Source organism: Serratia rhizosphaerae, assembly GCF_009817885.1.
GTDB lineage: Bacteria > Pseudomonadota > Gammaproteobacteria > Enterobacterales > Enterobacteriaceae > Serratia_B > Serratia_B rhizosphaerae.
Map to the genome: position 1 here is coordinate 1,751,058 of NZ_CP041764.1, position 26,790 is coordinate 1,777,847.

Annotated in this window: 26 protein-coding genes, 1 tRNA gene and 1 pseudogene; 13 read left to right on the forward strand and 15 right to left on the reverse strand. The window is 55.1% G+C overall.

What is annotated here, in order from left to right; translation table 11 throughout:
- The first annotated feature begins 153 nt into the window (after positions 1-153).
- From frdA to frdD, 4 genes are read left to right on the forward strand one after another with little or no spacing between them, the layout of a single operon-like run.
- Positions 154-1,950 (forward strand): fumarate reductase (quinol) flavoprotein subunit, encoded by a 1,797-nt coding sequence (frdA, locus tag FO014_RS08265; RefSeq protein WP_160028932.1) that lies wholly within the window; start codon positions 154-156, stop codon positions 1,948-1,950.
- Positions 1,943-2,677, forward strand: coding sequence for a succinate dehydrogenase/fumarate reductase iron-sulfur subunit (locus FO014_RS08270; RefSeq protein ID WP_105229468.1), 735 nt, complete (start codon positions 1,943-1,945; stop codon positions 2,675-2,677). Before frdA ends, FO014_RS08270 begins: the two co-directional genes overlap by 8 nt.
- Positions 2,678-2,693: 16 nt before the next feature.
- Positions 2,694-3,086: a fumarate reductase subunit FrdC gene (frdC, locus tag FO014_RS08275; protein WP_160028934.1), complete on the forward strand. Its 393-nt coding sequence runs from the start codon at positions 2,694-2,696 to the stop codon at positions 3,084-3,086.
- A 12-nt stretch (positions 3,087-3,098) separates the two neighbouring features.
- Positions 3,099-3,458: a fumarate reductase subunit FrdD gene (frdD, locus tag FO014_RS08280; protein ID WP_160028936.1), complete on the forward strand. Its 360-nt coding sequence runs from the start codon at positions 3,099-3,101 to the stop codon at positions 3,456-3,458.
- 47 nt (positions 3,459-3,505) lie between these two features.
- Here the strand turns inward: frdD and sugE are convergent, their stop codons facing one another.
- From sugE to efp, 4 genes are all read right to left on the reverse strand, one after another.
- A complete protein-coding gene (sugE, locus tag FO014_RS08285) occupies positions 3,506-3,823 on the reverse strand; it encodes a quaternary ammonium compound efflux SMR transporter SugE (RefSeq protein WP_105229465.1) in 318 nt (105 codons plus the stop codon).
- A gap of 222 nt (positions 3,824-4,045) precedes the next feature.
- Entirely contained in the window at positions 4,046-4,177 is a 132-nt protein-coding gene (locus tag FO014_RS08290; RefSeq protein WP_054306510.1) for an entericidin A/B family lipoprotein, read from the reverse strand.
- Between the two features lie 101 nt (positions 4,178-4,278).
- Positions 4,279-4,410, reverse strand: a complete 132-nt coding sequence (locus tag FO014_RS08295; RefSeq protein WP_041411700.1) for an entericidin A/B family lipoprotein — start codon at positions 4,408-4,410, stop codon at positions 4,279-4,281.
- 69 nt (positions 4,411-4,479) lie between these two features.
- Complete coding sequence (efp, locus tag FO014_RS08300) at positions 4,480-5,046, reverse strand: elongation factor P (RefSeq protein ID WP_105229464.1); 567 nt, start codon at positions 5,044-5,046, stop codon at positions 4,480-4,482.
- Positions 5,047-5,087: 41 nt separating this feature from the next.
- On the opposite strand from efp, the gene epmB reads away from it, so the two are divergent.
- Both epmB and FO014_RS08310 read left to right on the forward strand, forming a co-directional pair.
- Complete coding sequence (gene epmB, locus FO014_RS08305; protein ID WP_160028938.1) at positions 5,088-6,128, forward strand: EF-P beta-lysylation protein EpmB; 1,041 nt, start codon at positions 5,088-5,090, stop codon at positions 6,126-6,128.
- A 97-nt stretch (positions 6,129-6,225) separates the two neighbouring features.
- A pseudogene (locus tag FO014_RS08310) lies at positions 6,226-7,471 on the forward strand (IS3 family transposase).
- A gap of 28 nt (positions 7,472-7,499) precedes the next feature.
- Here FO014_RS08310 and FO014_RS08315 read toward each other — a convergent pair.
- The 4 genes from FO014_RS08315 to FO014_RS08330 all read right to left on the reverse strand — a co-directional run bounded on the left by FO014_RS08315 (position 7,500) and on the right by FO014_RS08330 (position 10,801).
- Positions 7,500-7,844 carry a DUF4156 domain-containing protein gene (locus tag FO014_RS08315; protein WP_105229462.1) on the reverse strand — a complete coding sequence of 115 codons (345 nt, stop codon included), beginning with the start codon at positions 7,842-7,844 and terminating at the stop codon, positions 7,500-7,502.
- A 255-nt stretch (positions 7,845-8,099) separates the two neighbouring features.
- Positions 8,100-9,752 (reverse strand): chaperonin GroEL, encoded by a 1,653-nt coding sequence (gene groL, locus FO014_RS08320; protein WP_160028940.1) that lies wholly within the window; start codon positions 9,750-9,752, stop codon positions 8,100-8,102.
- A gap of 45 nt (positions 9,753-9,797) precedes the next feature.
- The gene (locus FO014_RS08325; RefSeq protein WP_105229460.1) at positions 9,798-10,091 is read right to left on the reverse strand and encodes a co-chaperone GroES; all 294 of its coding nucleotides are present in this window, start codon (positions 10,089-10,091) and stop codon (positions 9,798-9,800) included.
- Between the two features lie 218 nt (positions 10,092-10,309).
- The gene (locus FO014_RS08330) at positions 10,310-10,801 is read right to left on the reverse strand and encodes an FxsA family protein (protein WP_160028942.1); all 492 of its coding nucleotides are present in this window, start codon (positions 10,799-10,801) and stop codon (positions 10,310-10,312) included.
- A 352-nt stretch (positions 10,802-11,153) separates the two neighbouring features.
- Here FO014_RS08330 and aspA point away from each other — a divergent pair, with 352 nt between their 5' ends.
- The 6 genes from aspA to FO014_RS08360 all read left to right on the forward strand — a co-directional run bounded on the left by aspA (position 11,154) and on the right by FO014_RS08360 (position 17,119).
- Complete coding sequence (gene aspA, locus FO014_RS08335; protein WP_105229458.1) at positions 11,154-12,590, forward strand: aspartate ammonia-lyase; 1,437 nt, start codon at positions 11,154-11,156, stop codon at positions 12,588-12,590.
- A gap of 234 nt (positions 12,591-12,824) precedes the next feature.
- On the forward strand, positions 12,825-14,126 hold the full coding sequence (locus FO014_RS08340; protein WP_160028944.1) for an anaerobic C4-dicarboxylate transporter: 1,302 nt from the start codon (positions 12,825-12,827) through the stop codon (positions 14,124-14,126).
- A gap of 125 nt (positions 14,127-14,251) precedes the next feature.
- Positions 14,252-14,575, forward strand: a complete 324-nt coding sequence (gene cutA / locus FO014_RS08345) for a divalent cation tolerance protein CutA (RefSeq protein ID WP_105229456.1) — start codon at positions 14,252-14,254, stop codon at positions 14,573-14,575.
- Positions 14,551-16,263, forward strand: coding sequence for a protein-disulfide reductase DsbD (locus FO014_RS08350; RefSeq protein WP_160028946.1), 1,713 nt, complete (start codon positions 14,551-14,553; stop codon positions 16,261-16,263). The genes cutA and FO014_RS08350 overlap by 25 nt, the downstream gene beginning before the upstream one ends.
- Positions 16,264-16,305: 42 nt before the next feature.
- Positions 16,306-16,881, forward strand: a complete 576-nt coding sequence (gene dicD, locus FO014_RS08355; protein WP_160028948.1) for a division control transcriptional repressor DicD — start codon at positions 16,306-16,308, stop codon at positions 16,879-16,881.
- Between the two features lie 162 nt (positions 16,882-17,043).
- Positions 17,044-17,119: transfer RNA gene (locus tag FO014_RS08360), tRNA-Phe, on the forward strand.
- 66 nt (positions 17,120-17,185) lie between these two features.
- On the opposite strand, the gene FO014_RS08365 is transcribed toward FO014_RS08360, so the two are convergent.
- The 4 genes from FO014_RS08365 to FO014_RS08380 all read right to left on the reverse strand — a co-directional run bounded on the left by FO014_RS08365 (position 17,186) and on the right by FO014_RS08380 (position 21,932).
- Positions 17,186-18,325: an ABC transporter permease gene (locus FO014_RS08365; protein ID WP_160028950.1), complete on the reverse strand. Its 1,140-nt coding sequence runs from the start codon at positions 18,323-18,325 to the stop codon at positions 17,186-17,188.
- Complete coding sequence (locus tag FO014_RS08370; protein ID WP_160028952.1) at positions 18,306-19,229, reverse strand: ABC transporter ATP-binding protein; 924 nt, start codon at positions 19,227-19,229, stop codon at positions 18,306-18,308. Before FO014_RS08370 ends, FO014_RS08365 begins: the two co-directional genes overlap by 20 nt.
- Positions 19,222-19,938 (reverse strand): HlyD family secretion protein, encoded by a 717-nt coding sequence (locus FO014_RS08375; RefSeq protein WP_246168096.1) that lies wholly within the window; start codon positions 19,936-19,938, stop codon positions 19,222-19,224. Before FO014_RS08375 ends, FO014_RS08370 begins: the two co-directional genes overlap by 8 nt.
- A gap of 302 nt (positions 19,939-20,240) precedes the next feature.
- Positions 20,241-21,932, reverse strand: a complete 1,692-nt coding sequence (locus FO014_RS08380) for a bifunctional lysophospholipid acyltransferase family protein/GNAT family N-acetyltransferase (RefSeq protein ID WP_160028956.1) — start codon at positions 21,930-21,932, stop codon at positions 20,241-20,243.
- 378 nt (positions 21,933-22,310) lie between these two features.
- Here FO014_RS08380 and FO014_RS08385 point away from each other — a divergent pair, with 378 nt between their 5' ends.
- Positions 22,311-22,580, forward strand: coding sequence for a hypothetical protein (locus FO014_RS08385; RefSeq protein WP_246168098.1), 270 nt, complete (start codon positions 22,311-22,313; stop codon positions 22,578-22,580).
- A gap of 109 nt (positions 22,581-22,689) precedes the next feature.
- Here FO014_RS08385 and FO014_RS08390 read toward each other — a convergent pair whose 3' ends face one another.
- From FO014_RS08390 to gltP, 3 genes are all read right to left on the reverse strand, one after another.
- Entirely contained in the window at positions 22,690-24,162 is a 1,473-nt protein-coding gene (locus tag FO014_RS08390; RefSeq protein ID WP_160028960.1) for a SulP family inorganic anion transporter, read from the reverse strand.
- Positions 24,140-24,787: a carbonic anhydrase gene (locus FO014_RS08395; RefSeq protein ID WP_160028962.1), complete on the reverse strand. Its 648-nt coding sequence runs from the start codon at positions 24,785-24,787 to the stop codon at positions 24,140-24,142. Before FO014_RS08395 ends, FO014_RS08390 begins: the two co-directional genes overlap by 23 nt.
- A gap of 383 nt (positions 24,788-25,170) precedes the next feature.
- Positions 25,171-26,487 (reverse strand): glutamate/aspartate:proton symporter GltP, encoded by a 1,317-nt coding sequence (gltP, locus tag FO014_RS08400; RefSeq protein WP_160028964.1) that lies wholly within the window; start codon positions 26,485-26,487, stop codon positions 25,171-25,173.
- Positions 26,488-26,790: the final 303 nt, after the last annotated feature.

Here is a 26,790-nt window from a genome sequence, read left to right on the forward strand (position 1 = left end):
GGGTATATTAATCCCCAATATTTGCCGGGGGTTATCTGTGCATGGGGGCCAATTCCATCAATTACCGGCGTTTTAATTAGCATCCGAATGATTCCTGAATCTTAAGCATTGAAAGTTAATCAGCCGTTCTGACAAGAATACTGGAGGAGTGCAGTGCAAACCTTTAACGCCGATCTCGCCATTATTGGCGCCGGGGGCGCGGGTTTACGTGCGGCGATTGCCGCCGCGGAAGCCAACCCCACTTTAAAAATTGCCCTGGTGTCAAAAGTCTATCCCATGCGCAGCCACACGGTGGCCGCCGAGGGCGGTTCCGCCGCCGTGACCCAGGAGCACGACGCCTACGATTATCACTTTAACGACACCGTCGCCGGCGGCGACTGGCTGTGCGAACAAGACGTGGTGGATCACTTCGTGCATCACTGCCCGCGTGAAATGGCCCAGTTGGAGCAGTGGGGCTGCCCGTGGAGCCGTAAACCGGACGGTTCGGTCAACGTGCGCCGCTTTGGCGGCATGAAAATCGAACGCACCTGGTTCGCCGCCGATAAAACCGGCTTCCATATGCTGCACACCCTGTTCCAGACTTCGTTGAAATACCCGCAGATTCAGCGTTTTGATGAACATTTCGTTCTCGATATTCTGGTCGATGACGGCCAGGCGCGCGGCCTGGTTGCCATTAATATGATGGAAGGCAACCGGGTACAGATCCGCGCCAACGCGGTGGTGATGGCCACCGGCGGCGCCGGCCGCGTTTACCGCTACAACACCAACGGCGGTATCGTCACCGGCGACGGTATGGGCATCGCCTTCCGTCACGGCGTACCGCTGCGTGACATGGAGTTTGTGCAGTATCACCCTACCGGCCTGCCCGGCTCCGGCATCCTGATGACCGAAGGCTGCCGCGGCGAAGGCGGCATTCTGGTGAACAAAGACGGCTACCGCTATTTGCAGGATTACGGCATGGGGCCGGAGACGCCGCTCGGGGAGCCGAAAAACAAATATATGGAGCTGGGGCCGCGCGATAAAGTCTCTCAGGCTTTCTGGCATGAATGGCGCGCCGGCCGCACCATTGCCACGCCGCGCGGCGACGTGGTCTATCTGGACCTGCGCCACCTCGGTGAGAAGAAGCTGCTCGAACGCCTGCCGTTTATCTGTGAGCTGGCCAAGGCCTATGTCGGCGTCGATCCGGTGAAAGAACCAATCCCGGTGCGCCCGACCGCGCACTACACCATGGGCGGTATTGAAACCGATCAGAATTGCGAAACCCGCATCAAAGGCCTGTATGCAGTGGGTGAATGCTCCTCCGTCGGCCTGCACGGCGCCAACCGTCTCGGCTCCAACTCGCTGGCGGAACTGGTGGTGTTCGGCCGAGTGGCGGGCGAACATGCCGCGCAGCGCGCACTGGAGAGTACGCCGGCCAACGGCGGCGCGCTGGAGGCGCAAAGCCGCGATGTCGAGCAGCGCCTCCATGCCCTGATGGCGCAGGAGGGCGACGAAAGCTGGTCGGCAATCCGCGACGAAATGGGCCTGTCGATGGAGGAAGGCTGCGGCATCTACCGTACGCCGGAACTGATGCAGAAAACCATCGACAAGCTGGCGGAGCTGAAGGAACGCTTTAAACGCGTCAGGATTGCCGATCGTTCCAGCGTCTTCAATACCGACCTGCTGTACACCATCGAACTGGGCCACGGCCTGAACGTGGCGGAATGCATGGCGCACTCCGCCTTTAACCGCAAAGAGTCGCGCGGCGCCCACCAGCGGCTGGATAACGGCTGCACCGAGCGTGATGACGTCAATTTCCTCAAACATACGCTGGCGTTTCACCACGCCGACGGCGCGCCGCGCCTGGAATACAGCGATGTGAAAATTACCAAACTGCCGCCGGCCAAGCGCGTATATGGCGCAGAGGCCGATGCGCAGGAAAAAAAGGAGAAGGAGCAGGCGAATGGCTGAGATGAAAACGCTGAAAATCGAGGTCATGCGTTATAACCCGGAAAGCGATGACGCACCACATTTCGCGACCTATAGCGTGCCTTATGACGAGCAGACCTCGCTGCTGGATGCGCTGGGCTATATCAAGGACCACCTGGCGCCGGATCTGTCCTACCGCTGGTCCTGCCGCATGGCGATCTGCGGCTCCTGCGGCATGATGGTCAACCGCGTGCCGAAGCTGGCGTGCAAAACCTTCCTGCGCGACTACACGGGCGGCATGAAGGTCGAGGCGCTGGGCAACTTCCCGATCGAGCGCGACCTGGTGGTCGATATGACCCACTTTATCGAAAGCCTCGAAGCGATTAAGCCGTATATCATCGGCAACGATCGCAAGCCGGAAGACGGTCCCAACGTGCAAACGCCGGCGCAGATGGCGAAGTACCACCAGTTCTCCGGCTGCATCAACTGCGGTTTATGCTACGCCGCCTGCCCGCAGTTCGGCCTGAACCCTGAGTTTATCGGCCCGGCCGCCATTACGCTGGCGCACCGCTATAACCTCGATAATCGCGACCACGGCAAAAAACAGCGTATGCCGCAGCTCAACGGTCAGAACGGCGTCTGGAGCTGCACCTTTGTCGGTTACTGCTCTGAAGTCTGCCCGAAACACGTCGACCCGGCCGCCGCAATTCAACAGGGTAAAGTTGAAAGCGCTACCGACTTTATGATCGCCATGCTGAAGCCGCAATAAGGGAGAGGAGAGTGCAATGACAACACAACGTAAGCCTTATGTGCGCGCCATGGCGCCCAACTGGTGGCAAAAACTGGGGTTCTACCGCTTCTATATGCTGCGTGAAGGCACCTCCGTGCCGGCGGTGTGGTTCAGCATCCTGATGATTTACGGCGTCTTTGCCCTGAAGGGCGGCGCGGAGAGCTGGGCGGGGTTTGTCGGTTTCCTGCAAAACCCGCTGGTGCTGCTGATTAATATCATCGCCCTGCTGGCGGCGCTGCTGCACACCAAAACCTGGTTCGATCTGGCGCCTAAAGCGGCCAATATCGTGGTCAACGGCGAGAAAATGGGCCCCGGCCCGATCGTCAAAGCCCTGTGGGCGGTGACCATTCTGGTCACGCTGGTCGTTCTCGCCGTCGCGCTACTGTAATTGGGAGGAAATATGATTAATCACGCACCTAAACGCTCCGACGAGCCGATTTTCTGGGGACTATTCGGCGCCGGCGGCATGTGGGGCGCCATCGTGGCCCCGGTGATCGTGCTGCTGCTGGGTATTTTGCTGCCGCTGGGGCTGTTTCCGGGCGATGCGCTGAGCTATGAACGCGTACTGACGTTCTGCCAGAGCCTGATCGGCCGCCTGTTCCTGCTGCTGACGATCATTCTGCCGCTGTGGTGCGGCCTGCACCGTATCCACCACGCGATGCACGACCTGAAAATCCACGTGCCGGCCGGTAAGTGGGTGTTCTACGGCCTGGCGGCCATCCTGAGCGTCGTCGCGCTGATCGGCGTCGTGACGCTATAGCCACCAGGGGCGGCCGAGCTATCCGGTCGCCCCTGGTATTTACCGCATCAGTGACTGCTGAATTTCAGCCCCAGAATACCGGCAATAATCAGGCACAGGCTGAGAATGCGCATCATGTTGGTCGATTCGCCCAGCAATATCATGCCCATCACCGCCGCGCCTACCGCGCCGATGCCGGTCCATACCGCATAGGCCGTGCCGGCCGGCAGCGTTTTCATCGCATTCGCCAACAGCAGCATACTCACCACCATCGCAGCGATGGTAATAATGCTTGGCGTCAAACGGGTAAAACCGTGGGTATATTTCAGGCCTATCGCCCAGACAACTTCCAGTAAACCGGCAAAAACAAGAATGATCCACGCCATGAAACGGCTCCAGGATTAGGTGGGGTCGTCCCCGGACAGCAGGAAGCGCAGGGAGGTCGTCCAACCTGGCTGAGTGAAGTTATGGATTATATCGCCAAAATGGCGTCTGCGGAACATACCGTTGCCGCACAGAAGCTATGCATACAGGGTATTCCACCGCCAGGGAACAGAGAACAACGCCCGTGATTGCTAATGGAATACCACAGACATTAGAGCGTGACGCTATTGCGCGCTGCGTTGAATCGCTTCGCCGCCGGCCTGTACATCCTTACCGATGCCTTCGGTGGTATTGCACGCGGTCAGCGAAAACAGGAACAGCACGGAGCACATAGCAAGGATACTTTTCTTCAGCATAAGACTTCCTTATTTATCAGTGATGAAAAGATACGGCTCTCTAAGCGTAGTCAATATTGGCGGGCGTTGCGCAAGAAATGATGTGTGCTATGGACGGCAGCTTAGCTCGCGCCACGGGAGATCGCGCCGCCAAGATGCTGAACGTCCTGGCCAAAGCCACGGAAGGTGTTGCAACCGCTCAACGACAGCAGCAGCGTCAAGGAAATAACGGCCAACAGAGTTTTCTTCATCATGCAAATTCTGCCAACTATCAAGGGAATAAAATAAAACGGGGGAATCCGATGACTCCCCCGCTTTGATGCTTACTTAACGCGTGACACGTATTCGCCAGAGCGGGTGTCAACTTTGATCACTTCGCCAATCTGTACGAACAACGGCACTTTAACCACGGCGCCGGTAGACAGCGTAGCAGGTTTACCGCCGGTACCTGCGGTATCGCCTTTCAGGCCTGGATCGGTATCAGTGATTTCCGCTTCGATGAAGTTCGGCGGCTGAACGGCGATAGCACGGCCATCCCACAGGGTGATGATACATTCCGCATTGTCCTGCAGCCATTTTGCCGCGTCGGATACGGTTTTGCCGTCAACCTGATACTGTTCGAAGGTTTCAGGGTGCATGAAGTAATAGAACTCGCCGTCGGTGTACGAGTAGTTCATGTTGGTATCTACTACGTCTGCGCCTTCGCAAGAATCGGTAGATTTAAAGGTTTTTTCCACGCGGGTGCCGGTCAGCAGACGGCGCATTTTTACGCGGGCGAACGCCTGACCTTTACCTGGTTTCACGAACTCGCTGGATTCCACAGCATAAGGTTCGCCTTCAAACATGATTTTAAGACCCGAACGGAAATCGTTGCTAGAATAAGTCGCCATAATGGCCCTCTGAATTTTAAATTGGTAGCTTAGCCAAAAAAATGGCACATATTGTAACCCAAAACATCGCAGATAGAGAAGATTGGTTGCATCAACTCGCCGATGTTATTACCGACCCCGATGAATTGCTGCGGCTTCTGTCACTGAACACGCATCCGCAACTGCCTCAGGGACGCGATGCGCGCCGCCTGTTCCCGCTGCGCGTGCCGCGCGCGTTTGTCGCCCGCATGCGCGCCGGCGACGCCGGCGACCCGCTGTTACGTCAGGTGCTGACCGCCAGTGAGGAGTTTGTGACCGCCGCCGGCTTTACCACCGATCCGTTGGATGAACAGCGCAGCGTGGTGCCCGGCCTGTTGCACAAGTATCGTAACCGCGCCCTGCTGCTGGTAAAGGGCGGCTGCGCCGTCAATTGCCGCTACTGCTTCCGTCGTCACTTTCCTTATCAGGATAACCAGGGCAATAAGGCCAACTGGCGCCAGGCGCTGGACTATATCCGCCAACACCCTGAGCTGGACGAGATCATCTTCTCCGGCGGCGACCCGCTGATGGCGAAAGATCATGAGCTCGACTGGCTGATCGGCGAGCTGGAAACCATTCCGCATGTAAAGCGCCTGCGCATCCATACCCGTTTACCGGTGGTGATCCCGGCGCGCATCACCCATGAACTCTGCCAGCGGTTGTCCCAATCACGCCTGCAGGTGCTGATGGTGACCCATATTAACCATGCCAATGAAATTGATGCGGCGCTGACGGCCAGCATGGTGCAGCTGCGCCGTTCCGGCGTCACCCTGCTCAATCAGAGCGTACTGCTGCGCGGCGTCAACGACCATGCCGATACGCTGGCGGCGCTGAGCAACGCCCTGTTTGATGCCGGTATTCTACCCTATTATATTCACGTGCTGGATAAAGTGCAGGGCGCCGCCCACTTTATGGTCAGCGACGATGACGCGCGCCATATCATGCAGCAGTTGCTGAGCAAGGTGTCCGGCTATCTGGTGCCGCGCCTGACGCGGGAAATCGGCGGTGAAGCCAGCAAAACGCCGTTGGATCTGCGGCTGGCGCAGGACGGGCCACAGCCATAAGCGAAAAAAAGAGGAATGCGCAGGCATTCCTCTTTTTTATCTCTGACCCGTCCTAAATAGCGTTGACACATTTTACTCACGAACAGAGGAAAGTGTGATGAACCAGTATGTTAAACGCACGCAACGCGATTACCCTCTATCCTTTAAATTGGCCGTCGTCCAACAGGTCGAAAAAGGCGAGATGACTTACCGTCAGGCACAAGACCGCTACGGTATCCAGGGCAGTCATACCGTCATGAACTGGCTGCGTAAATATGGCCAACTCGACTGGCGTTCGTCCTCTTCAACCAGACTGTGCGGAGATGATATGCCCAAGTTACCCCTGACTCCTGAACAGCGCATCAAAGAACTCGAACAGCAACTGGCTGAATCTGAAGTCAAAGCGCAGTTCTTTGAAGCCGTCGTAAAAGTGATGAATACCGAGTTCGGAGCTACCCTGACAAAAAAGCAGTTGGCTGCCTTATCGCGCAAACACAAGCGCCACGACTCACGGTAGCACGCGCCTGCCGGTGGATGGGTATCAGCCGGCAGGCATGGTATCAGTCCTTGCAACGTGAACGTGGAAGAGAAGAGCAAGCCCACCATATAGTGGAGCAGGTGACCGCTATCCGCTTACACCAGCCCCGACTGGGTACACGCAAGCTGCACCACTTACTGCGACAGCAGCCGGAAGCCCCCGTGCATGTGGGGCGAGACCGCCTGTTCCGGATACTGCGCTGCGCCCGTTTACTGGTGATGCCTAAACGGGCGTATCATAAGACAACGCACAGCCATCATCGTTTTTACCGTCATCCCAACTTGCTGAAAGCGGGAGAACATCAGGTTATAGCCAGCCGCCCGGAACAGGTGTGGGTAGCGGATATCACCTATCTGCCGCTGAAAACAGGAACGGCGTATATCAGTCTGATAACGGATGCGTGGTCGAGAAAAATCGTGGGGTATCATGTGCATGACAGCCTGCATACCCGGCATGTCGCCTGTGCGTTCAAAATGGCGCTGGCCAGCAGGCGCACCGCAGCTCCGTTGGTACATCACTCGGACCGGGGGATCCAGTACTGCTCGCAGGAATATCAGACGTTACACAAGCGACATGGCGTCACCTGTTCGATGACAGACGGGTATGACTGTTACCAGAATGCGCTGGCGGAGAGGATAAACGGGATACTGAAAACGGAATACCTGCTTGGCAAACCGAAAGACATCGTGCAGGCAAGAAAGATGGTCAGGCAGTCTGTGGAAATCTACAACGCACGGCGACCGCATCTGTCGCTACAATACAAAACGCCCGATGAGGTTCATCGGGCGTTATAAGGCTGAAAAGTGTCAACCTATATCAGGACTAGTCACTCACGGGTTAACGGCGCGGAGCCGTTATGGGCATTTATAAACCTGACCCATCATTTTGCTGTCCAGAGGCGCAAAGCTGGAAAGCAGATTCTGGCTTGGGCTGGTCGCACCGTAAATCACGTTGCCGCCCATTTCAGCCGCCTTGTTACGCAGATCATTGGCCGCGCCGCGCAGGCCGCCGCTTTCTGCATTACTGCCGGACAGCCAGTTGCTCTGAGTGCCGGTGACTTCCCCCACCAGCTGACATTCCGCCGCCGGTTTGGTATCGGTAAATTTAACCTGCTGACCTGCGCTGGTCAGTTGATGAGTGGTGCTGCATCCTGCCAGCAGCAACGCCGCCGAAAGTCCCAGTAAGGCTTTAGTCCGCATCTTGTTCCCCATATAATGTTGAGAATTACGCAAAAGCTTATCAGAAAGCAATGCTACCTCTTAAGCTTCCGTTGCCACGTATACTTGGTCAACGCATAGAGCGACAGTTGATGAGGTAACAGTTTACACGCTAAATCCGTCTGGCCGGTAAAAATATCGCCAAACACGGTGCGCCAATGCACGAAAAAACGCCCCCATAAAAAAACCCCGGCGCCAGGCCGGGGTTTTCACTCACGCAAGCGTGAAGGGGGATGATTACATCATACCGCCCATACCGCCCATGCCGCCCATGCCGCCCATGCCTGCAGCGCCCATGTCGGCTTTATCTTCTTTCGGCAGGTCGGTAACCATGCACTCGGTGGTGATCATCAGGCCAGCCACGGATGCCGCGAACTGCAGTGCAGAACGGGTTACTTTGGTTGGATCCAGGATGCCCATGCCGATCATGTCGCCGTACTCTTCAGAGTAAGCGTTGTAGCCGTAGCTGCCTTCGCCCGCTTTCACGCTGTTGGCGATAACGGAAGCTTCTTCACCGGCGTTGACCACGATCTGGCGCAGTGGCGCTTCCATCGCGCGCAGCGCAACTTTGATACCCACGTTCTGGTCTTCGTTGTCGCCTTTCAGCTCGGCAATTTTGCTAGCCACGCGGATCAGCGCAACGCCGCCGCCGGCAACCACGCCTTCTTCAACCGCAGCACGGGTCGCGTGCAGGGCATCTTCAACGCGGGCTTTCTTCTCTTTCATTTCAACTTCGGTAGCTGCGCCAACTTTGATAACGGCAACGCCGCCTGCCAGTTTAGCAACACGCTCCTGCAGTTTTTCACGATCGTAGTCAGACGTCGCTTCTTCGATCTGCTGGCGAATCTGCGCAACGCGGCCCTGAATGGTCGCTTCGTCGCCGATGCCATCGATGATGATGGTGGTGTCTTTGTTGATCACAACGCGTTTGGCCTGGCCCAGATCTTCCAGGGTCGCTTTTTCCAGCTCCATGCCGATCTCTTCAGAGATCACGGTGCCGGCAGTCAGGGTAGCGATATCCTGCAGCATGGCTTTACGACGGTCGCCGAAGCCTGGCGCTTTAACCGCAGCCACTTTCACGATGCCGCGCATGGTGTTCACCACCAGCGTAGCCAGCGCTTCGCCTTCAACGTCTTCAGCCACGATCAGCAGCGGTTTGCCGGCTTTAGCTACGGCTTCCAGTACTGGCAGCAGTTCACGGATGTTGGAAACTTTTTTGTCAGCCAGCAGGATGAACGGGCTTTCCAGCTCGACAGAACCGGTTTCCGGCTTGTTGATGAAGTATGGGGACAGGTAGCCGCGGTCGAACTGCATACCTTCAACCACGTCCAGCTCGTCCTGCAGGCCGGTGCCTTCTTCAACGGTGATAACGCCTTCTTTACCGACTTTTTCCATCGCTTCTGCAATCAGTTTACCCACGGTTTCGTCGGAGTTTGCAGAAATGGTGCCGACCTGTGCGATCGCTTTGGAATCAGAGCAAGGCACGGACAGTTTTTTCAGTTCTTCTACCGCTGCAATAACCGCTTTGTCGATGCCGCGCTTCAGATCCATCGGGTTCATGCCCGCAGCAACGGCTTTCAGACCTTCGTTCACGATAGCCTGCGCCAGAACGGTGGCGGTGGTGGTGCCGTCGCCAGCAGCGTCGTTCGCTTTGGAGGCAACTTCTTTCACCATCTGCGCGCCCATGTTTTCGAACTTGTCTTCCAGCTCGATTTCACGCGCTACGGATACGCCGTCTTTAGTGATGGTTGGCGCGCCGAAAGATTTGTCCAGCACTACGTTACGGCCTTTCGGGCCCAGGGTGACTTTTACCGCGTCTGCCAGAATGTTCACGCCGTTAAGCATTTTTACGCGTGCGTCATTGCCGAATTTTACGTCTTTAGCTGCCATTGGTATTTCCCTTCAATTCTTTTCAGTTCAGAAGATAAAGCGTAATTACGCTTCAACAATTGCCAGGATGTCGCTTTCGGACATGATCAACACTTCTTCATTGTCGATCTTCTCGGCTTTCACGCCGTAACCGTCGTTGAAAATCACGATATCGCCGATTTTCACATCCAGCGGTTGAATATTTCCGTTTTCCAGAACGCGCCCTTTGCCAACGGCCACTACTTCGCCACGAGTGGATTTACCCGCCGCAGAGCCAGTCAGTACGATGCCGCCAGCAGATTTTGATTCAACTTCTTTGCGCTTGACGATAACGCGGTCATGCAATGGACGAATACTCATTGAACGCTCTCCTGTAAGAAGGTCTGTCTCAGATTTAGGGTTGTACACCGGATTATCATGTTTACCGGCCTCGTGGGTTTTGAGATGGGGGCATTCCAACCCCCTTCAAGGGGGTGGGGGAAAAAATTTTTTAACCAATGGAGTAATTGCGATCGCCCACACAAAAACGCGGCCAGAAGGCCGCGTGGTGATTCACTGTGAAATATGACAGACGTCCGTTAACGATCGTCACGTTTGTCATGCTCGTCCGGGCGATGCTCCAGCGTATGACGATCGTTGTCCTTACGCTGGAATTCCCCGTCAAAGGTGTTGCCGTTGGCTGCATCACCGCCTGGCCCCCGGCCGCCGGGACGATAAACCGACAGATGCGGCATCAGCTTCAGGGTCAGCGTTTTCTGCACCGGCGGCAACAACAGCAGCAGGCCGAGGAAATCGGTAAAGAAGCCCGGCACCAGCAGCAGGAAGCCCGCCATCACCAGCGAAACGCTTTTCACCATTTCGGCCGCCGGGCTTTCGCCGGCCGCCAGCTTCTGCTGCATCTGTACAAAAGTTTTCATCCCCTGGTTACGCACCAGCGATATCCCGACACAGGAGGTGAAAATCACCAGCAGCAGGGTGACGGCGACGCCCAACACGGCGGAGACTTTGATAAATAACGATATTTCAATGTATACCAGCAGAAATATCAGCAAAAACGGTAACCAGCGCACCGTGTTCTCCTATCAGATAGCTTCGCGTACCCGCCCCCGGGCGCATACGAGAATAATAAAGTGGCCTGATAAAACAGGTCGAGTTAATTACAATGAGGGTAGCCGAGCGGCTTTTCAACCGGTCTGTCTCTTTTAAATGGCTACACTGATAAACGTGAATCAGATCACGGAATGCAAAAGCTGTGGTTTTTGAACATTCAGATAGTGATCTGTGTTCATTCATTTATTGCGAAGCAGCATATGATCGGCGCAGCTCCGATCGTTTAGGTTGATACTGCGGCGGTTGGCGCTCACGGCGACATAAATTAACTAACAAAATAAATAATTCGGTAGCTACATAGAGAAGGTTCTCATGTCAAACAATATTCGTATCGAAGAAGATTTGCTCGGAACACGTGAAGTACCCGCAGATGCCTACTACGGTGTTCACACTCTGCGTGCGATTGAAAACTTTTATATCAGCAACAGCAAAATCAGCGATGTTCCTGAGTTTGTCCGCGGCATGGTGATGGTGAAAAAAGCGGCCGCGCTGGCGAATAAAGAGCTACAAACTATCCCGCGTAAGATCGCCGACACCATTATCCTGGCCTGTGATGAGGTGCTGGATAAAGGCAAATGCATGGATCAGTTCCCGGTGGACGTCTTCCAAGGCGGCGCGGGCACCTCGCTGAACATGAACACCAACGAAGTGCTGGCAAATATCGGCCTGGAGCTGATGGGGCATCAGAAAGGGGAATACCAGTATCTGAACCCGAACGATCACCTGAATAAGAGCCAGTCCACCAACGACGCTTACCCGACCGGCTTTCGCATTGCGGTTTACGCTTCGGTGATGAAGCTGATCGACGCCATCAACCAGCTGGGCGAAGGCTTCGAACGTAAAGCCAAAGAATTTGAAAATATCCTGAAGATGGGCCGCACCCAGCTGCAGGACGCCGTGCCAATGACGCTCGGCCAGGAGTTCCACGCCTTCAGCGTGCTGCTGAATGAAGAGACCCGCAACCTGCGCCGCACCGCGGAGCTGCTGCTGGAAGTCAACCTCGGCGCTACCGCCATCGGCACCGCGCTGAATACGCCGGACGGCTACCAGCAGCTGGCAGTGCAAAAGCTGGCGGAAGTCAGCAACCTGCCGGTTGTGCCGGCCGAAGATCTGATTGAGGCCACCTCGGACTGCGGCGCTTACGTCATGGTGCACAGCGCGCTGAAGCGTCTGGCCGTGAAAATGTCCAAAATCTGCAACGACCTGCGCCTGCTCTCCTCCGGCCCGCGCGCCGGCCTGAATGAAATCAACCTGCCGGAACTGCAGGCTGGCTCCTCCATTATGCCGGCCAAGGTCAACCCGGTGGTGCCTGAAGTGGTCAATCAGGTGTGCTTTAAAGTGATCGGCAACGATACTTGCGTTACCATGGCGTCCGAAGCAGGTCAGCTGCAGCTGAACGTGATGGAGCCGGTGATCGGCCAGGCGATGTTCGAGTCTATCCACATCCTCACCAACGCCAGTTATAACCTGCTGGAGAAATGCATCAACGGCATTACCGCCAATAAGGAAGTGTGCGAACACTACGTCTTCAACTCTATCGGCATCGTGACCTACCTGAATCCGTTTATCGGCCACCATAACGGTGACATCGTCGGTAAGATTTGTGCGGAAACCGGTAAAAGCGTGCGGGAAGTGGTATTGGAGCGCGGCCTGTTGACGGAAGCCGAACTGGATGACATCTTCTCCGTCGAGAACTTAAAACATCCGGCCTATAAAGCAAAACGCTATACAGATGAAAACGAACAATAACAGATACATCCGGTAGCCTGAAAGGCACGCTAAATCCTCTGGATAGCGTGCCTTTTTACTTTCTAGCGCCCACAAATTTTTAACGTTTCATTTTCATATAACCAAAGTTATTCGGGTTGTCGCCCCCCGTCACGGCGCAGCGAACACGCCGATGGAACGGCGGATACGTACGGCCGGGCAAACGACAGCCTGAAAGATGGCGAATATAAAAACTTTATTGCGAGGAGCAACACTATGTTAGCGGTGGAATTGATCATCGTTCTGCTGGCCATTTTTCTCGGGGCCAGACTGGGCGGTATCGGCATTGGCTTTGCAGGGGGCCTTGGGGTTTTAGTTCTGGCGATGATCGGCGTAAAGCCGGGCAATATCCCCTTTGACGTAATCTCCATCATTATGGCGGTGATCGCCGCCATCTCCGCGATGCAGGTCGCGGGCGGTATGGACTACCTGGTCCAGCAAACCGAGAAGTTACTGCGTAAAAATCCAAAACACATCACCATCCTGGCGCCGGTGGTCACCTACTTCCTGACCATCTTTGCCGGCACCGGCAATATTTCCCTCTCCGCGCTGCCGGTGATTGCCGAAGTGGCGAAAGAGCAAGGCATCAAACCCTGCCGACCGCTCTCTACCGCCGTCGTCTCCGCCCAGATCGCCATTACCGCATCGCCGATTTCCGCCGCCGTGGTTTATATGTCCTCGGTGATGGAAGGCCACGGCGTCAGCTATCTGCATCTGCTGATGGTGGTCATTCCGTCGACCTTCCTGGCGGTGCTGCTGATGTCGCTGCTGGTCACCTGGCTGTTCGACTCCAAACTGTCTAACGACCCGGTCTACCTGAAACGACTGGAAGAAGGCCTGGTTACCCTGCGAGGCAACAAGGTCATGGAGATCAAACCGCGCGCCAAGTCATCAGTGTTGCTGTTCCTGCTGGGCGTACTGTGCGTGGTGGCCTACGCCATCATCAACAGCCCGGGGCTGGGGCTGGTCGCCAAGCCGCTGATGAACACCACCAACGCTATTCTGATCATCATGCTGAGTGTCGCCACCCTGACCACGTTGCTGTGCCGCGTCGATACCGACGCCGTGTTGAACTCCAGCACCTTCAAGGCCGGCATGAGCGCCTGTATCTGTATCCTGGGCGTGGCCTGGCTGGGCGACACCTTCGTACAGGCCAACCTGGACTGGATCAAAGAGACCGCCGGCAGTGTGATTCAGGCGCACCCATGGCTGCTGGCGGTGATCTTCTTCTTCTGCTCGGCGCTGCTCTACTCCCAGGCCGCCACCGCCAAGGCGCTGATGCCGATGGCATTGGCCCTGAACGTCAGCCCGCTGACGGCCGTCGCCTCTTTCGCGGCGGTATCCGGCCTGTTTATTCTGCCGACCTATCCGACGCTGGTCGCCGCAGTGCAGATGGACGATACCGGCACCACCCGTATCGGCCGTTTCGTGTTTAACCACCCGTTCTTTATTCCCGGCACCATCGGCGTCATCCTCTCCGTAGTGCTCGGCTTCCTGCTGGGCGGCATCATGCTGTAACTCTCCACGGGGCCGTCAGGCCCCGTTTTTCCTGCGATAACTGCGCTGTTGATAAACTCGCCTTCTAGCCGCCAGGCCTTCAGGGTATAGTGCTCTGCAGAGAATCGGGTTGAGAGGGAGTCAAGATGTCTGATTGCGAAGCCGTCGTCATACTTTGTACCGCACCGGATGAGGCCAGCGCTCAGGAGCTGGCGGCCCGCGTGCTGGGTGAAAAGCTGGCCGCCTGCGCCACGCTGCTGCCCGGCGCGTCATCGCTGTACTACTGGGAAGGGAAACTGGAACAGGAGTACGAAGTCCAGATGCTGTTCAAAAGCAATCGCCAGCATCAACACGCCCTGCTCAGCTATCTGAAACAACATCACCCGTACCAGACGCCCGAGCTGCTGGTACTGCCGGTGATGGCCGGAGATAAAGACTATTTGTTATGGATCAACGCATCATTAAACTGATTTTCCTGCTGTGCAGCCTGTTCTTCCTGCCGCAGACGGTGCAGGCCTCGCTGTTCAGCAACGGCGGCGGCAGCCAGTTTGTGCCGGTCGATCGGGCGTTTGCCTTCGACTTCCAGCAAAAGGGCCAGCAACTGACGCTGAACTGGCAGATCCGCCCCGGCTATTATCTGTATCGCCAGCAAATAAAACTGGTGCCGCAGCAGGCGCAGTTGGCCGACATCAGCCTGCCGAAAGGGATAAGCCATAAAGACGAATTCTTCGGCGAGACCGAGATTTATCAACAGCAGTTGCAGCTACCGCTGACGCTGCAGCAGGCCTCGGCGAACGCCAGCCTGAGCGTCACCTATCAGGGCTGCGCCGCCGCCGGTTTCTGCTACCCGCCGGAAACCCGTGTGATTCCGCTGGACGCCGTGGCGGCGTCATCCCCGCCAACGCCGGCCAGCGCGACGCCGGCAACGCCCGTTCCCGCCAGCCTGCCGTTTTCACCGCTGTGGGCGCTGCTGATCGGTATCGGCATCGCGTTTACCCCCTGCGTCCTGCCGATGTACCCGCTGATTTCCGGCATTATCCTCGGCCGGGAGCGACCGCACAGCAGCGGGCGCATCCTGCTGCTGGCGCTGGTGTATGTGCAGGGTATGGCGCTGACCTACACGCTGCTGGGCCTGGTGGTGGCCGCCGCCGGCCTGCAGTTCCAGGCGGCGCTGCAGCATCCGTACGTGCTGATTGGCCTCTCCGCCCTGTTTATCGCCCTCGCACTGTCGATGTTCGGCTGCTATTCGCTGCAGCTGCCTTCCTCACTGCAGACGCGGCTGGCCAACTGGAGCAACACCCAGCGCGGCGGCTCGCTGTTCGGCGTCTTTGTGATGGGCGCGCTGGCCGGGCTGATCTGTTCGCCTTGCACCACCGCGCCGCTCAGCGCCATCCTGCTGTATATCGCGCAAAGCGGCAATATGTGGGCCGGCGGCGGCACGCTGTACCTGTACGCGCTGGGGATGGGTATTCCGCTGATTATCGTCACGCTGTTCGGCAACCGACTGCTGCCGCGCAGCGGGCCGTGGATGCAGTACGTGAAAGAGGCCTTCGGCTTTGTCATCCTGGCCCTGCCGGTATTCCTGCTGGAGCGGGTGATCGGCGATCTGTGGGGGCTACGCCTGTGGAGCCTGCTCGGCCTGACGTTCTTCGGCTGGGCCTTCGCGCTGAGTCTGAAGAGCTCACGCGGTTGGGCCCGCGCGCTGCAACTGCTGTTGCTGGCCGCCGCGGTGATTGCCGCCCGCCCGCTGCAGGACTGGGCGTTCGGCCCCGGCGCCGCACAGCAGGCCGCCCAGCCGCATCTGGCGTTCACCCGCATCAGCAATGTAGAACAGTTGAATCAGGCGCTGCGGCAGGCGCAGGGTAAGCCGGTGATGCTGGATCTGTACGCCGACTGGTGCGTGGCCTGCAAGGAGTTTGAGAAATACACCTTCAGCGACGCCAACGTTCAGGCCAGCCTGGCCGACACGGTGCTGCTGCAGGCTGACGTCACCGCTAACAGCGCCGAACAGGCGGCGCTGCTGAAACATCTACAGGTCTTGGGATTGCCCACCATTTTGTTCTTTGACCGTAACGGCCATGAGCAAACGGCCAATCGCGTTACCGGTTTTATGAATGCCCAGACGTTTAACGCACATTTGCAGAAAACTGTGCAGTAAACGACACTGAGGTGCAGAAGCAGAATTTGGAGGGGAACACAGGTGCAACGCGAACATGTTCTTGATACCGCGCTGGGGTTGCTGGAACAGCAAGGTCTGGCGAACACCACGCTGGAAATGCTGGCAGAGAAGCTCGGCGTACAACCTGCTGATTTCAAGCCCTACTGGCCGGATGCGGAAGCCTTGTTGTATGACTGCCTGCGCCATCACGGGCAGCAGATCGACGCCTGGCGCCGGCAATTGCAGCTGGATGAGTCGCTGACGCCACAGCAAAAACTGCTGGCGCGCTATGACGTGCTGGCGGAATACGTACAGAACGGTCGCTACCCCGGCTGCCTGTTTATTGCCGCCTGCAGCTTCTTCCCGGAGGATGACCATCCGATCCACCAGCTCGCAGAACAGCAGAAGATGAGTTCGCTGACGCTGACCCGCGATCTGCTGCGGGACATGGACGCCGACGACGCCGATATGGTGGCTCAGCAAATTGAGCTGATTCAGGAAGGATGCCTGAGCAAATTGCTGATCAAACGACAGCTTCAGGATGTTTCTGTCGCCAAACGCCTGGCGGAAGACATTCTGCAGGTGGCCCAGTGCCGCAAACACGGCGCCTTGAGCTAGGTGATTTACAGCGCCACCCGGCCATATAACACGCTGATTATCCTGCTTAAGGATAAACTTCGCGCAACCTGAATGAAATGCCAGCAGGCGACGCTGTTTTTTCATGTTTATGTCATAAAGCGATTGACGCCAACCGGGCTTTACGGTTTAATGCAGCCCGTTGCCCGGATAGCTCAGTCGGTAGAGCAGGGGATTGAAAATCCCCGTGTCCTTGGTTCGATTCCGAGTCCGGGCACCATATTCAGAAAAACCCGCCTATGGCGGGTTTTTCGCTTTCTGGACTCTCCGTCGAATATCGCTCACATCAGTCCAGCGTTTTACGGTAGGTGCGCAGTCCGATAAAAATCACCGCCACCGCCAGCCCCAACAGCGGCAGAAAATCCGGCAGCAGCTCCGCCAGCGTATACCCTTTCAGCATCACCCCCTTGAGTAGACGTATAAAGTAGGTCAGCGGCAGGCATGAGCCAATCACCTGCGCCCATACCGGCATGCTGATAAACGGGCTGATAAAGCCGGACAGCAGCACCGAGGGAATAAAGTAGAACGACGACATCTGCAACGCCTGCAGCTGGCTTTGCGCAATGCTGGAAATGGTGATGCCGACCGACAGGCAAAGAAAAATATAGACCGTCAGCACCGTCAGGAGTAAAAACACGTTCCCCAGCAGCGGAATGTTAAACAGATATACCGCGCACAGCAGGATCATTACCGACTGGAACATGCCGATCAGCACATAAGGCGTGATCTTGCCGACGATCACCTCCAGCCCGGTCACCGGCGACACCAACAGGTTTTCGATCGCGCCGCTCTCACGCTCGCGGGTGATCGCCAGCGCGGTCATCAGGATCATGGTAGTGCTCAGGATCGAGCCGATAATTCCGGGAATGGTATTGTACTGTGTGATCCCTTCCGGGTTGAACATACGGTGCACCACCAGCTCGAAGTTCTCCGTCCCTTCCCTGCCCCGCAGCGACTCCGGCAGATCGTACTGAAACATATTTTTTGACGCCTGCGCGATGGCACTCAGCGCGTTGCCGCCGGCGATCGGATCAATCGCATCGCTCTGGATCAGCAACTGCGGCTTTTCACCACGCAAAATCTTCTGGCTGAAGTCCGCGGGGATGGTCACGATGAAGATCACATCCCCCCGCACAAAAGCCTTTTCCGCCTCCTGCTCCGAGGCTGCCGGCTGCAGGGAGAAATATTGAGTATTCTGTGCTGCACTGATAAACACCTGGCTCAGATGCCCCGAGTCATAGTTCAACAACGCCGCCGGCACATGGCGCGGATCCATATTCACCGCATAGCCCAGAATGATCAGTTGGAACAGCGGCGTCAGGAACACCATGCTGAAACTCACCCGATCCCGGCGCAGTTCATGGATCTCCTTGATCACCACCCCCAGCCAGCGCGTGAGCGAAAAGTTAATTATGGTTTTTTTCATCGCTACTCTTCATCAGGTAGGTAAACGCATCCTCAAGCTGAGTCGGCACCTGACACAGTTCATACCCCACCGGCAACCGTGCCGTCAGTAAACCGTGCAGCCGTTCGCCGTTGCAGGCGGTAACATACAGCGCATTGCCGAAGATGACCGTCTGCTCGATCTCTGGCAGGGCTTGCAGCCGGCTTTCCAACTCCGTCAATCCCTTGCCGCGCACCTGGATCGTGGTGAGATTTTGCGCCTGGATAATATCTGCGATGGCGCCGCTGGCCAGCAGGGTGCCATAAGAAAGGTAAGCCACTTTATGGCAGCGCTCCGCTTCATCCATATAGTGCGTGCTGACCAGAATGGAGATGCCGGCGTCAGAGAGGTGATGCAGCGTTTGCCAGAACTCGCGCCGCGCCTTGGGATCGACGCCCGCCGTCGGTTCATCCAGAAACAGCAGCTCAGGTTCGTGCAGCATACAGGCGGCCAGCGCCATCCGCTGCTTCCAGCCGCCGGACAACACCTTCGCCAGCTGATGCTGGCGGGACGCCAGCCCCATCTCCTCCAGTACGCGCTCAATACGCTGCCTGCGCCGGTCAAGGTTATGCAGACGCGCAATGAACAATAAATTTTCCCGGATGGTTAAATTGCCCCACATCGAAAAGTGCTGAGTCATATAACCGATGCGCCGCTTAATCGCTTCACGCTGGGTAAATATGTCCATCCCCAGGCAAGAGCCGTTGCCGGAATCTGGCGTGATCAAACCGCACATCATACGTATCGAAGTGGTTTTACCGCTGCCGTTCGGCCCCAGAAAACCGTAAATCTCGCCTTTGCCAATGCATAAAGAAAAATCCCTCACCGCATGATTGGCGCCAAAGTGTTTATTCAACTTGTGAACATCAATGCACCAGTCATTCATCGTGAACCAGCCTCACCTGCACCGGCTGGCCAATCTTCATCCGCTGCGCCTGCACAAGTTCCGGTCGCGCCTCAGCCATGAACACCAGTTTTTCACGGCGTTTGGTGCTGTAAATCACCGGTGGAGAGTATTCCGCCTGCGGACTGAGATAGTGAACCGTCCCCGCGATCGGCTCTGCGCAGCCGTCGCACAAGATCTCGATGCGTGAACCCACGCACAGCGCTCCCAGATCCTTTTCCGGTACAAAGAAGCGAACCTTGATATTTTCCGGCGGCAGCAGACTGATGATGGGTTTACCGGCGGCGGGACGCTCGCCGGGCCGATAGATAACGTCATAAACCAATGCCGACTGCGGCGCGACAATCTGGCTTTGCTGCAAATCCCAACGCGCTTTGTCCAGTTGCAGCTTGGCGGATGCCACCCGCGCCGACTGGTTGTTAATACGCTCTTGCCGCGCCGGTAGCGCCTTGGCGCTCAGTTGATGCGACAGCTCATTAACCTGCGCAATCTTCTGTGCATAATCCGCCTCCATTCCCTCCCACTCCGTGGCGGAGATAACATGCTTGGTATAAAGAGGCTGATTTCTTTCCAGTTGGCGTTTTGCCAGTTTGGCTGCGGCACGCGCCCGCGTTAACTGCGCACGCACCACATCCAGCTCCTTATCACGATCGCCAGAACGCAAATCCTGCAGCAGGGCGCGTTCAGCCATATAATTTTTCTCTGCAATACGCAGCGCATTATCGGCGTTAAAAGACTCCATAGCGGCCAAGGGTTGTCCCTTCTCGACCCAAGTGCCCTTATTAACCAGGACCTTCTCAATCTTTTCACTGGTGTGATAGGAGAGATAGATAAATTCACCGTTAGCATAGCCGGAAAACGTATCGGACGACGTATCCCTGCAACCCGAGCACAGCAAAGAAAAAATAACAATCAGCACAGCCTTACCAGTAAGGTTCATTAAAGATATTCCTATATACCCAGAAGCACCGGCGTATTTCCCTCGATAAATCATTACGCCGCTTTAATATAGTGTGATTGATAACTTTTCTTCAGCGCCGCCAGTTTGCAAATACTCAATCCGGCAATAGAATTAAAACCCTGGTCGTCCTTGAACCCAAGCAGCCTTGCACCACCAAGGTAAAACCAGCGCGCCATCTGCTTAAATGGCCATGGCAGTTGATAACCCGCTTCATCCAATAGCGTATTCAGCCGCTTCCAGTCGGCGCGAAAGTCATCGCCGGAAAACAGCGTGCCGGATGTGCTGTCCGGCCAGAGCGCCTCTCCCGTCATTAAGCCGTCCTGATGCGGCGCGGAGAAATAGCATTGGTAGAAATCAATAATCAATCGCTGTGCAGAAATAGAATAGTTTTTTGGAATCGTTAATACCCCCAGCAGATTTTTATAATCAGGATAACGCTGAGAAAAACAGAAAATACCTTTCCACAATGCATCCAGCGCATTGGTTTTTTGATATTTCTGCTGAATAAACCCACGCCCGACCTCAAAACTTTCGGCGACGTCATCCGTTAAGGAGCGGGTATACTGGAAGAGGGAATAGCTGTACAGGCCTTCTACGCCACGCCTGGCGATCTGCTCACCTGCCGGCACAATACGGTAGGCGCCGGCAATTTCCAATGCCTGCGGATCCCAGAGTATCACATGGTAATAGTCCGGATCGTAAGCGTCATTATCGCGCTTTTCCCCGGTTCCCATCGCCAGGGCGCGGAATGAGGCTTCACGCAGCCGGCCCAGCTCCTGCAAAATTGGCGAATACGCCTCGTCCTGATAACGATACAGGTATATCCGTTTACCATCACCAAGCGTTTTCAACACTTCACACCGAGCCAGTGCGTTAGCCAGCAGGCTTCTCGGTTCCGGAGCGGCAAGCGCCGGCAGCGTAGGCACCACTCCCGGTTTCCCCTTACCGACGCTCAAAAGATGGGCGCGGCAATCGGCAGCCAACGTCTCCAGCGTTTCATCCGTCTTTAGGGCTGAAACACTGATGGGCCGACAAATTCTCATACGCAGCGTACTGCCCTGATGTCGGGCTATTTCGCGGAAAATCATTAAATTAGACAGGGGACGCCAGGCAAGCGCTGCCATGTAATACCAAACGCTGTTGATGCCGCGAATATGCACAGGCAACAGCGTCGCCCGGGTACGACGCGCCAGGTGAATAAACCCCGGATGCCATGGCGACTCCCGCAACCCGTCCAGCGACAGACCAGCCAATCGCCCGGCCGGGCAAATCAGCAGAACGCCCCCCTGTTCCAGATGGTCGCTCATCTCCTTGAATTGCCGATGGCTCATCTTGCCGTGCATATTCTTAATGCCGATGGAGATATTTTTTATTTGCGGAAATAGAAAGGTTAATACATGGTTAGCAATAATCTTCACATCTTTACGAACTCGTGAAATAGTGCTCATTAACGCCAGGCCATCGATAACCGTAGGATGGTTGGCAATCACAATCAATGGCCCCTGGCTGGGAATATTATCGTAGTCACCACTGTGAATCTCGAAACGCAACTGCAAATTATCGATGACAGAATCAACCCAATCAAGCCCTTGCTTACCCATAGCACTCTGTAATACGGGCGCAATCTTTTCTTCGCCAAAAACCCATTTAATTAACTTACGCTGACGAAGAGAAATATTTCGCCCAGGAAAAAACTCCTCGACAACCCTGCCTATTGTGTCCATACAAGCACCTTCGATTATCCAATCCGCTTTACGATACCACGATTAAAATCAGCGAAATAATTTCGCCGAATAAAAACACAGAAAATAAATACCAAGGCAAACATAACCACAACTTATAATTAGCGGGGCGCAAACGCTAACCACCAGCCAATGCCATAATTATAATAAATATAACCGGGCGAATGTTTCAAAGTCCAGAAGTAAATAACCCACTTACACTCGCCATCACGCAAGGATATTTCTAATTATAAACCAGGAATCATCATAAAATACTCCGCACACCGTGTTTTATGTTGATTTTAATTCCCTCTTGAATGAAAGTAGTCGACGAAATATCTTGCGCAGCCAAATTGAAGCTTGAATGCCATGTATTTCTTTATGTTAAAAATACAAACCTGTCATATAAAAAGGATGATGAAAATGAGAGAATTAAATCAAATCGAAATGCAGGAAATTTCTGGTGCAGGTCCTATCACTGATGCAGCAACCGCTCTGGGTGCTGGTATCGGTTCAATCATCGAAAGCGTTGGTGTTAAAGGTGCTAAAGATGCAGCTGCTAGCCTGGGTGCTGGCATCGGTCAGGTCATTGAAGCTGGCGTAAACATTCTGAACTCTATTTTCGGCGGCATCTTCGGTCGCAGAAAATAAGTCATTGCTGACTAACGAGTAGCTCTCCAACCATAGGCTCCGGTATTCCCGTAGCCTATGGTTTTTTGTCGCTAATACCCGGTTTACGCGTGTTTCACGGCAGTGTTAATTATACTGGCCAACGATTCAACGTAATACCGCGCGTTGCCGCACTAGCACCAAAATCTTCCAGCATGGCACGCACGTCAGGATCGATATATTCCGCATTATCGCACTCTGCAATGACCACACAGTTATCTGGAATCTGCGCCAACAGGCTCTGCAGTCGCGGATTATGCAGGAAGGTCAGATTCTGGTGAAAACGCACCACATAGTGATCGTCATACTGCGCCAGCTGCAGCGCATTGTGATGGCTTTTATACGTGCTACACAGAACCTGCGCCATCAGACCAATTGCGATTCCCGCCAGCATGCCGAAGACAATAATCCCGCCAACGGTGACGATAAACGGCACGAAGTGCGCCAGTCCCATACGCCACTGCACGGCAAACAACGCCGGAGAAGCCAGTTTATAGCCGGTATACAACAGTACCGCCGCCAGGCTTGCTAACGGAATGACGTTCAGCAAATCGCTGAAGAACACACCGCACAACAGCAACAGCACCCCGTGCAGTAAAATAGAAACTTTACTGCGTGCTCCCGCATTTACGTTGACCGAACTCCGCACGATAACGGCGGTGATGGGCAAACCGCCCAAAAATCCGCTCAGCATGTTACCGACACCCTGCGCACGCATTTCTTTATCCGGCGATGGCGCTGGTGTCTGCGATTTAAGCTTTTTCAACGCTTCCTGACTGAGCAAGGTTTCCAGGCTGGCCACCAGCGCTAACGTCACCGCGATCACATAAACGGCGGGGTTACTCCATGCCCCCTGCCAGTCCGGCCGGCTGAACTGTGCGCCTAATTCGTCAACGCTGTCGAATTGGGGTAGGGCAATGCGCGAGATATTGCCCATAAACTCCGGCATCAGGCGTTCGCCGAATACCACGGCCAAACCGCCCCACAGTACCGCCACCAACGGTCCGGGGATATACGTCATCATTTTGATGCGCTTCACCGGCGCCGTCGTCCAGGCCCAAAGAATAAACAGCGCGCCCAACGCTACCACAACCGAAGCCGGCGACAGCATCTGGGCACCGGCGCTAAACAGCCCTGACAGGCCCTCTCCGCCCTGATAACCCAGCGCGACTGGTATCTGTTGCATAATCAGCAGCAGACCAATCGCCGCCAACATGCCCTGGATCACCGTCCCGGGAACCAATGAAATAAAGCGTCCGGCGCGCAACAAACCGAAAATAAGCTGTAGTACCCCCGCCATGATCAGCGCGACCAGCAGCAAAGAAAATGATCCGAGCGTTTCCATCGCGCCGACGACGATGGTTACCAATCCGGCGGCCGGCCCGCTAACCGCATAACGCGACGGGCTAAGTAATGTGACCACCAGACCGCCAATCACACCGGTCAGCAGTCCGACAAACGGCGGCACGCCACTCGCCTGAGCAATGCCCAGACTAAGCGGTAAAGCCACCAAAAACACGACGATCCCTGCGGGAATATCATTACGCAGAGTGCTTAAGCTCATTATGCACCTCCGCACTGTCCTGATGAATCAGCTCCTTCAAATGCCCGTCATGCAAATCGTAAACGCAGCCGAATACATCCAGAATGCGGCCCTGCTGCCAGACCTGTTGCACCGGCTGGCAGTCGACAAGATGAGCAAACTGGGTCACCACGTGCGCGTCGATCACGCGATTCAAGCGCTGCGTCTCATCCTCTTCACTCTGCTGGTACTGCGGCAGTTCGCTCGCCAGCGACTGACGCAAATTTTTCAGACGCCTTGCCAGCGCACTGTTCTCCTGCGACAGCGGCAGATCGGGCAGATTAACCGCGGCCTGCACGCCGCCACAGCCATAGTGGCCGCACAGCACGATAGCGGAGACATGCAGATAGTCCAACGCGTACTGCAATACGCTCATCAGGCTATCGTCATCCTGTAAAACCATATTGGCGATATTGCGGTGTACAAACAATTCACCCGGGTGTGCGCCGGTCAGCACCTCTGCCGGAACCCGGCTATCGGAACAACCTATCCACAGCGCATGTGGCTGCTGACCGGCGATATGCTTACGGAAATAATGAGGATTGCGCTGGCGCTGTTGCAACGCCCAGCTGCGATTCCTGGCTATTAGGGGTTTGAGTATTGTCACAGCATGCTTCTCTCTGTTGGGGACAAACAGGCTTTCGCCTACCCGCCCAGGGCCAATAACATAAAAAAAACTTATGATGTCAATAACGGCTTGAAGCTAATACATGACATTTTCATGTCATGCAGGATCGTGCCTAAAGAAGGAAAATCCTTTATTAAAAATAGAGGCAGCGAGGATTAAGGCAAGTAAAAAAAGGTGGGAACTTTTAACAAACGTTACTAATCACAATGATTTTTAACAATAAAAAAATGATACCGTAGTATTAAAAAACTAAAGTAAGTGCTTACTGAAGAAACTTTACACTCAAAGGGCAATCGCTGGCATCACATCACAAAAAAAGCCCGCCAATGGCGGGCTTTTTTAATAATTAGCGAAAGGCAATATTAAGATTGTCTTGCTGTTTTTACTTTGCCTGCAAGGAATTCCTTCTCATAGGCCAGCGCTTTACTGCTGTCGAACTGCCGCTCCCACTTGGAGACGACCAGCACAGCCAACGCATTGCCGACAACGTTCAACGCCGTACGCGCCATATCCAGGATGCGGTCGACGCCGGCGATAAAGGCCAGCCCTTCCAGCGGAATCCCCACGCTGCCCAGCGTTGCCAGCAGCACCACGAAGGAAACGCCCGGTACGCCGGCAATACCTTTTGACGTCACCATCAATGTCAGCACCAGCACGATTTCCTGACCGATTGACAGTTCAATACCGTAGAGCTGGGCAATAAAGATAGCGGCAATGCTCTGGTACAGCGTGGAGCCATCCAGGTTAAACGAGTACCCGGTCGGCACCACAAAGCTGGTGATCGATTTCGGCGCACCGTAGGCTTCCATTTTTTCAATAATGCGCGGCAACACCGTTTCCGAACTGGCAGTGGAATAGGCCAGAATAAGCTCGTCCTTCAGAATGCGGATCAGCGTCCAAATGCGCAGTTTGCACATACGCGCCACTGTTCCGAGCACCACCAGGGCGAAGAAGGCGATGGCCACATACACCAACAGCACCAGCTTGGCGAGCGGCAGTAACGAGGCAAAACCAAAGTTTGCGACGGTTACCGCAATCAGGCCAAAGACCCCGACCGGCGCATAACGCATAATCATATGCGTAACTTTGAACATGGTCTCAGAAACCGCCTTAAAGACGTTCAGCAGCGGCTCTTTCGTTTCCTTCGGCAGGGAAGAGAGGCCTAAACCAAACAGTACCGAGAAGAAGATAATCGGCAGCATGTCGCCTTTCGCCATCGACGCGAAGATGTTGGACGGGATCAGCGATAAAATGGTACTCACCAGGCTGTGAGAGCCACTTTGTACCTGTTCAGTGGTTTTTTCATACTGGGAGATATCGACGGTGGTCAACGTCGACATATCGATGCCGTGACCAGGTTGGAACACATTCGCCAGCGTCAGCCCTACCACAATCGCGATGGTGGTAATCACCTCAAAATAGAGAATGGTTTTCAACCCGATGCGGCCCAGCTTCTTCGCATCACCGACGCCGGCAATGCCGACGACTAATGTAGAAATAACGATTGGCACAACAATCATTTTAATCAGGCTGATAAAAATATTCCCGGCGGGGCTAAGAATATTATTAACGAGCCATTCGCGAGATTCCGTTTGGTTATGCAGGATCGCTCCGACAGCAATCCCCAGAAACAACGCAATCAAGATTTGCCAAGCAAGGCTGATTTTCACACTTCTCATACCCAAAAAATTCCTCAAAGCATCCCTCCGGAGTATTTTTCACCAACGGCTCCAGATGGAATACTTAATCAATTCAATACAGGTTTATGTTAATTTAATGTAACGTTCACTTGCCCTGTCAGTGTTGCGGGTTAAATCTGTACCATCTGAAGCCCATGCTCTGCAAGCCTTGTTTCACCTGCAAAAAGCGCGCCGCTGCAGGAAGTGTGAGCTTCTCAATAATTTCCATTAACATAATTCGTTGTTATTAAATACATATTTCACTATACGGTAAGCCAGAAAACAAACAGATCGTTCGATTTA

Excerpts from the sequence above, each read along its gene's own strand:
- FO014_RS08270 (WP_105229468.1), top strand. The coding sequence starts at position 1,943 with ATGGCTGAGATGAAAACGCTGAAAATCGAGGTCATGCGTTATAACCCG.
- frdC (WP_160028934.1), top strand. The coding sequence starts at position 2,694 with ATGACAACACAACGTAAGCCTTATGTGCGCGCCATGGCGCCCAACTGG.
- frdD (WP_160028936.1), top strand. The coding sequence starts at position 3,099 with ATGATTAATCACGCACCTAAACGCTCCGACGAGCCGATTTTCTGGGGA.
- sugE (WP_105229465.1), bottom strand. The coding sequence starts at position 3,823 with ATGGCGTGGATCATTCTTGTTTTTGCCGGTTTACTGGAAGTTGTCTGG.
- FO014_RS08290 (WP_054306510.1), bottom strand. The coding sequence starts at position 4,177 with ATGCTGAAGAAAAGTATCCTTGCTATGTGCTCCGTGCTGTTCCTGTTT.
- FO014_RS08295 (WP_041411700.1), bottom strand. The coding sequence starts at position 4,410 with ATGATGAAGAAAACTCTGTTGGCCGTTATTTCCTTGACGCTGCTGCTG.
- efp (WP_105229464.1), bottom strand. The coding sequence starts at position 5,046 with ATGGCGACTTATTCTAGCAACGATTTCCGTTCGGGTCTTAAAATCATG.
- epmB (WP_160028938.1), top strand. The coding sequence starts at position 5,088 with ATGGCACATATTGTAACCCAAAACATCGCAGATAGAGAAGATTGGTTG.
- FO014_RS08315 (WP_105229462.1), bottom strand. The coding sequence starts at position 7,844 with ATGCGGACTAAAGCCTTACTGGGACTTTCGGCGGCGTTGCTGCTGGCA.
- groL (WP_160028940.1), bottom strand. The coding sequence starts at position 9,752 with ATGGCAGCTAAAGACGTAAAATTCGGCAATGACGCACGCGTAAAAATG.
- FO014_RS08325 (WP_105229460.1), bottom strand. The coding sequence starts at position 10,091 with ATGAGTATTCGTCCATTGCATGACCGCGTTATCGTCAAGCGCAAAGAA.
- aspA (WP_105229458.1), top strand. The coding sequence starts at position 11,154 with ATGTCAAACAATATTCGTATCGAAGAAGATTTGCTCGGAACACGTGAA.
- FO014_RS08340 (WP_160028944.1), top strand. The coding sequence starts at position 12,825 with ATGTTAGCGGTGGAATTGATCATCGTTCTGCTGGCCATTTTTCTCGGG.
- cutA (WP_105229456.1), top strand. The coding sequence starts at position 14,252 with ATGTCTGATTGCGAAGCCGTCGTCATACTTTGTACCGCACCGGATGAG.
- FO014_RS08350 (WP_160028946.1), top strand. The coding sequence starts at position 14,551 with ATGGATCAACGCATCATTAAACTGATTTTCCTGCTGTGCAGCCTGTTC.
- FO014_RS08365 (WP_160028950.1), bottom strand. The coding sequence starts at position 18,325 with ATGAAAAAAACCATAATTAACTTTTCGCTCACGCGCTGGCTGGGGGTG.
- FO014_RS08370 (WP_160028952.1), bottom strand. The coding sequence starts at position 19,229 with ATGAATGACTGGTGCATTGATGTTCACAAGTTGAATAAACACTTTGGC.
- FO014_RS08375 (WP_246168096.1), bottom strand. The coding sequence starts at position 19,938 with ATGGCTGAACGCGCCCTGCTGCAGGATTTGCGTTCTGGCGATCGTGAT.
- FO014_RS08380 (WP_160028956.1), bottom strand. The coding sequence starts at position 21,932 with ATGGACACAATAGGCAGGGTTGTCGAGGAGTTTTTTCCTGGGCGAAAT.
- FO014_RS08385 (WP_246168098.1), top strand. The coding sequence starts at position 22,311 with ATGTTAAAAATACAAACCTGTCATATAAAAAGGATGATGAAAATGAGA.
- FO014_RS08390 (WP_160028960.1), bottom strand. The coding sequence starts at position 24,162 with ATGAGCTTAAGCACTCTGCGTAATGATATTCCCGCAGGGATCGTCGTG.
- gltP (WP_160028964.1), bottom strand. The coding sequence starts at position 26,487 with ATGAGAAGTGTGAAAATCAGCCTTGCTTGGCAAATCTTGATTGCGTTG.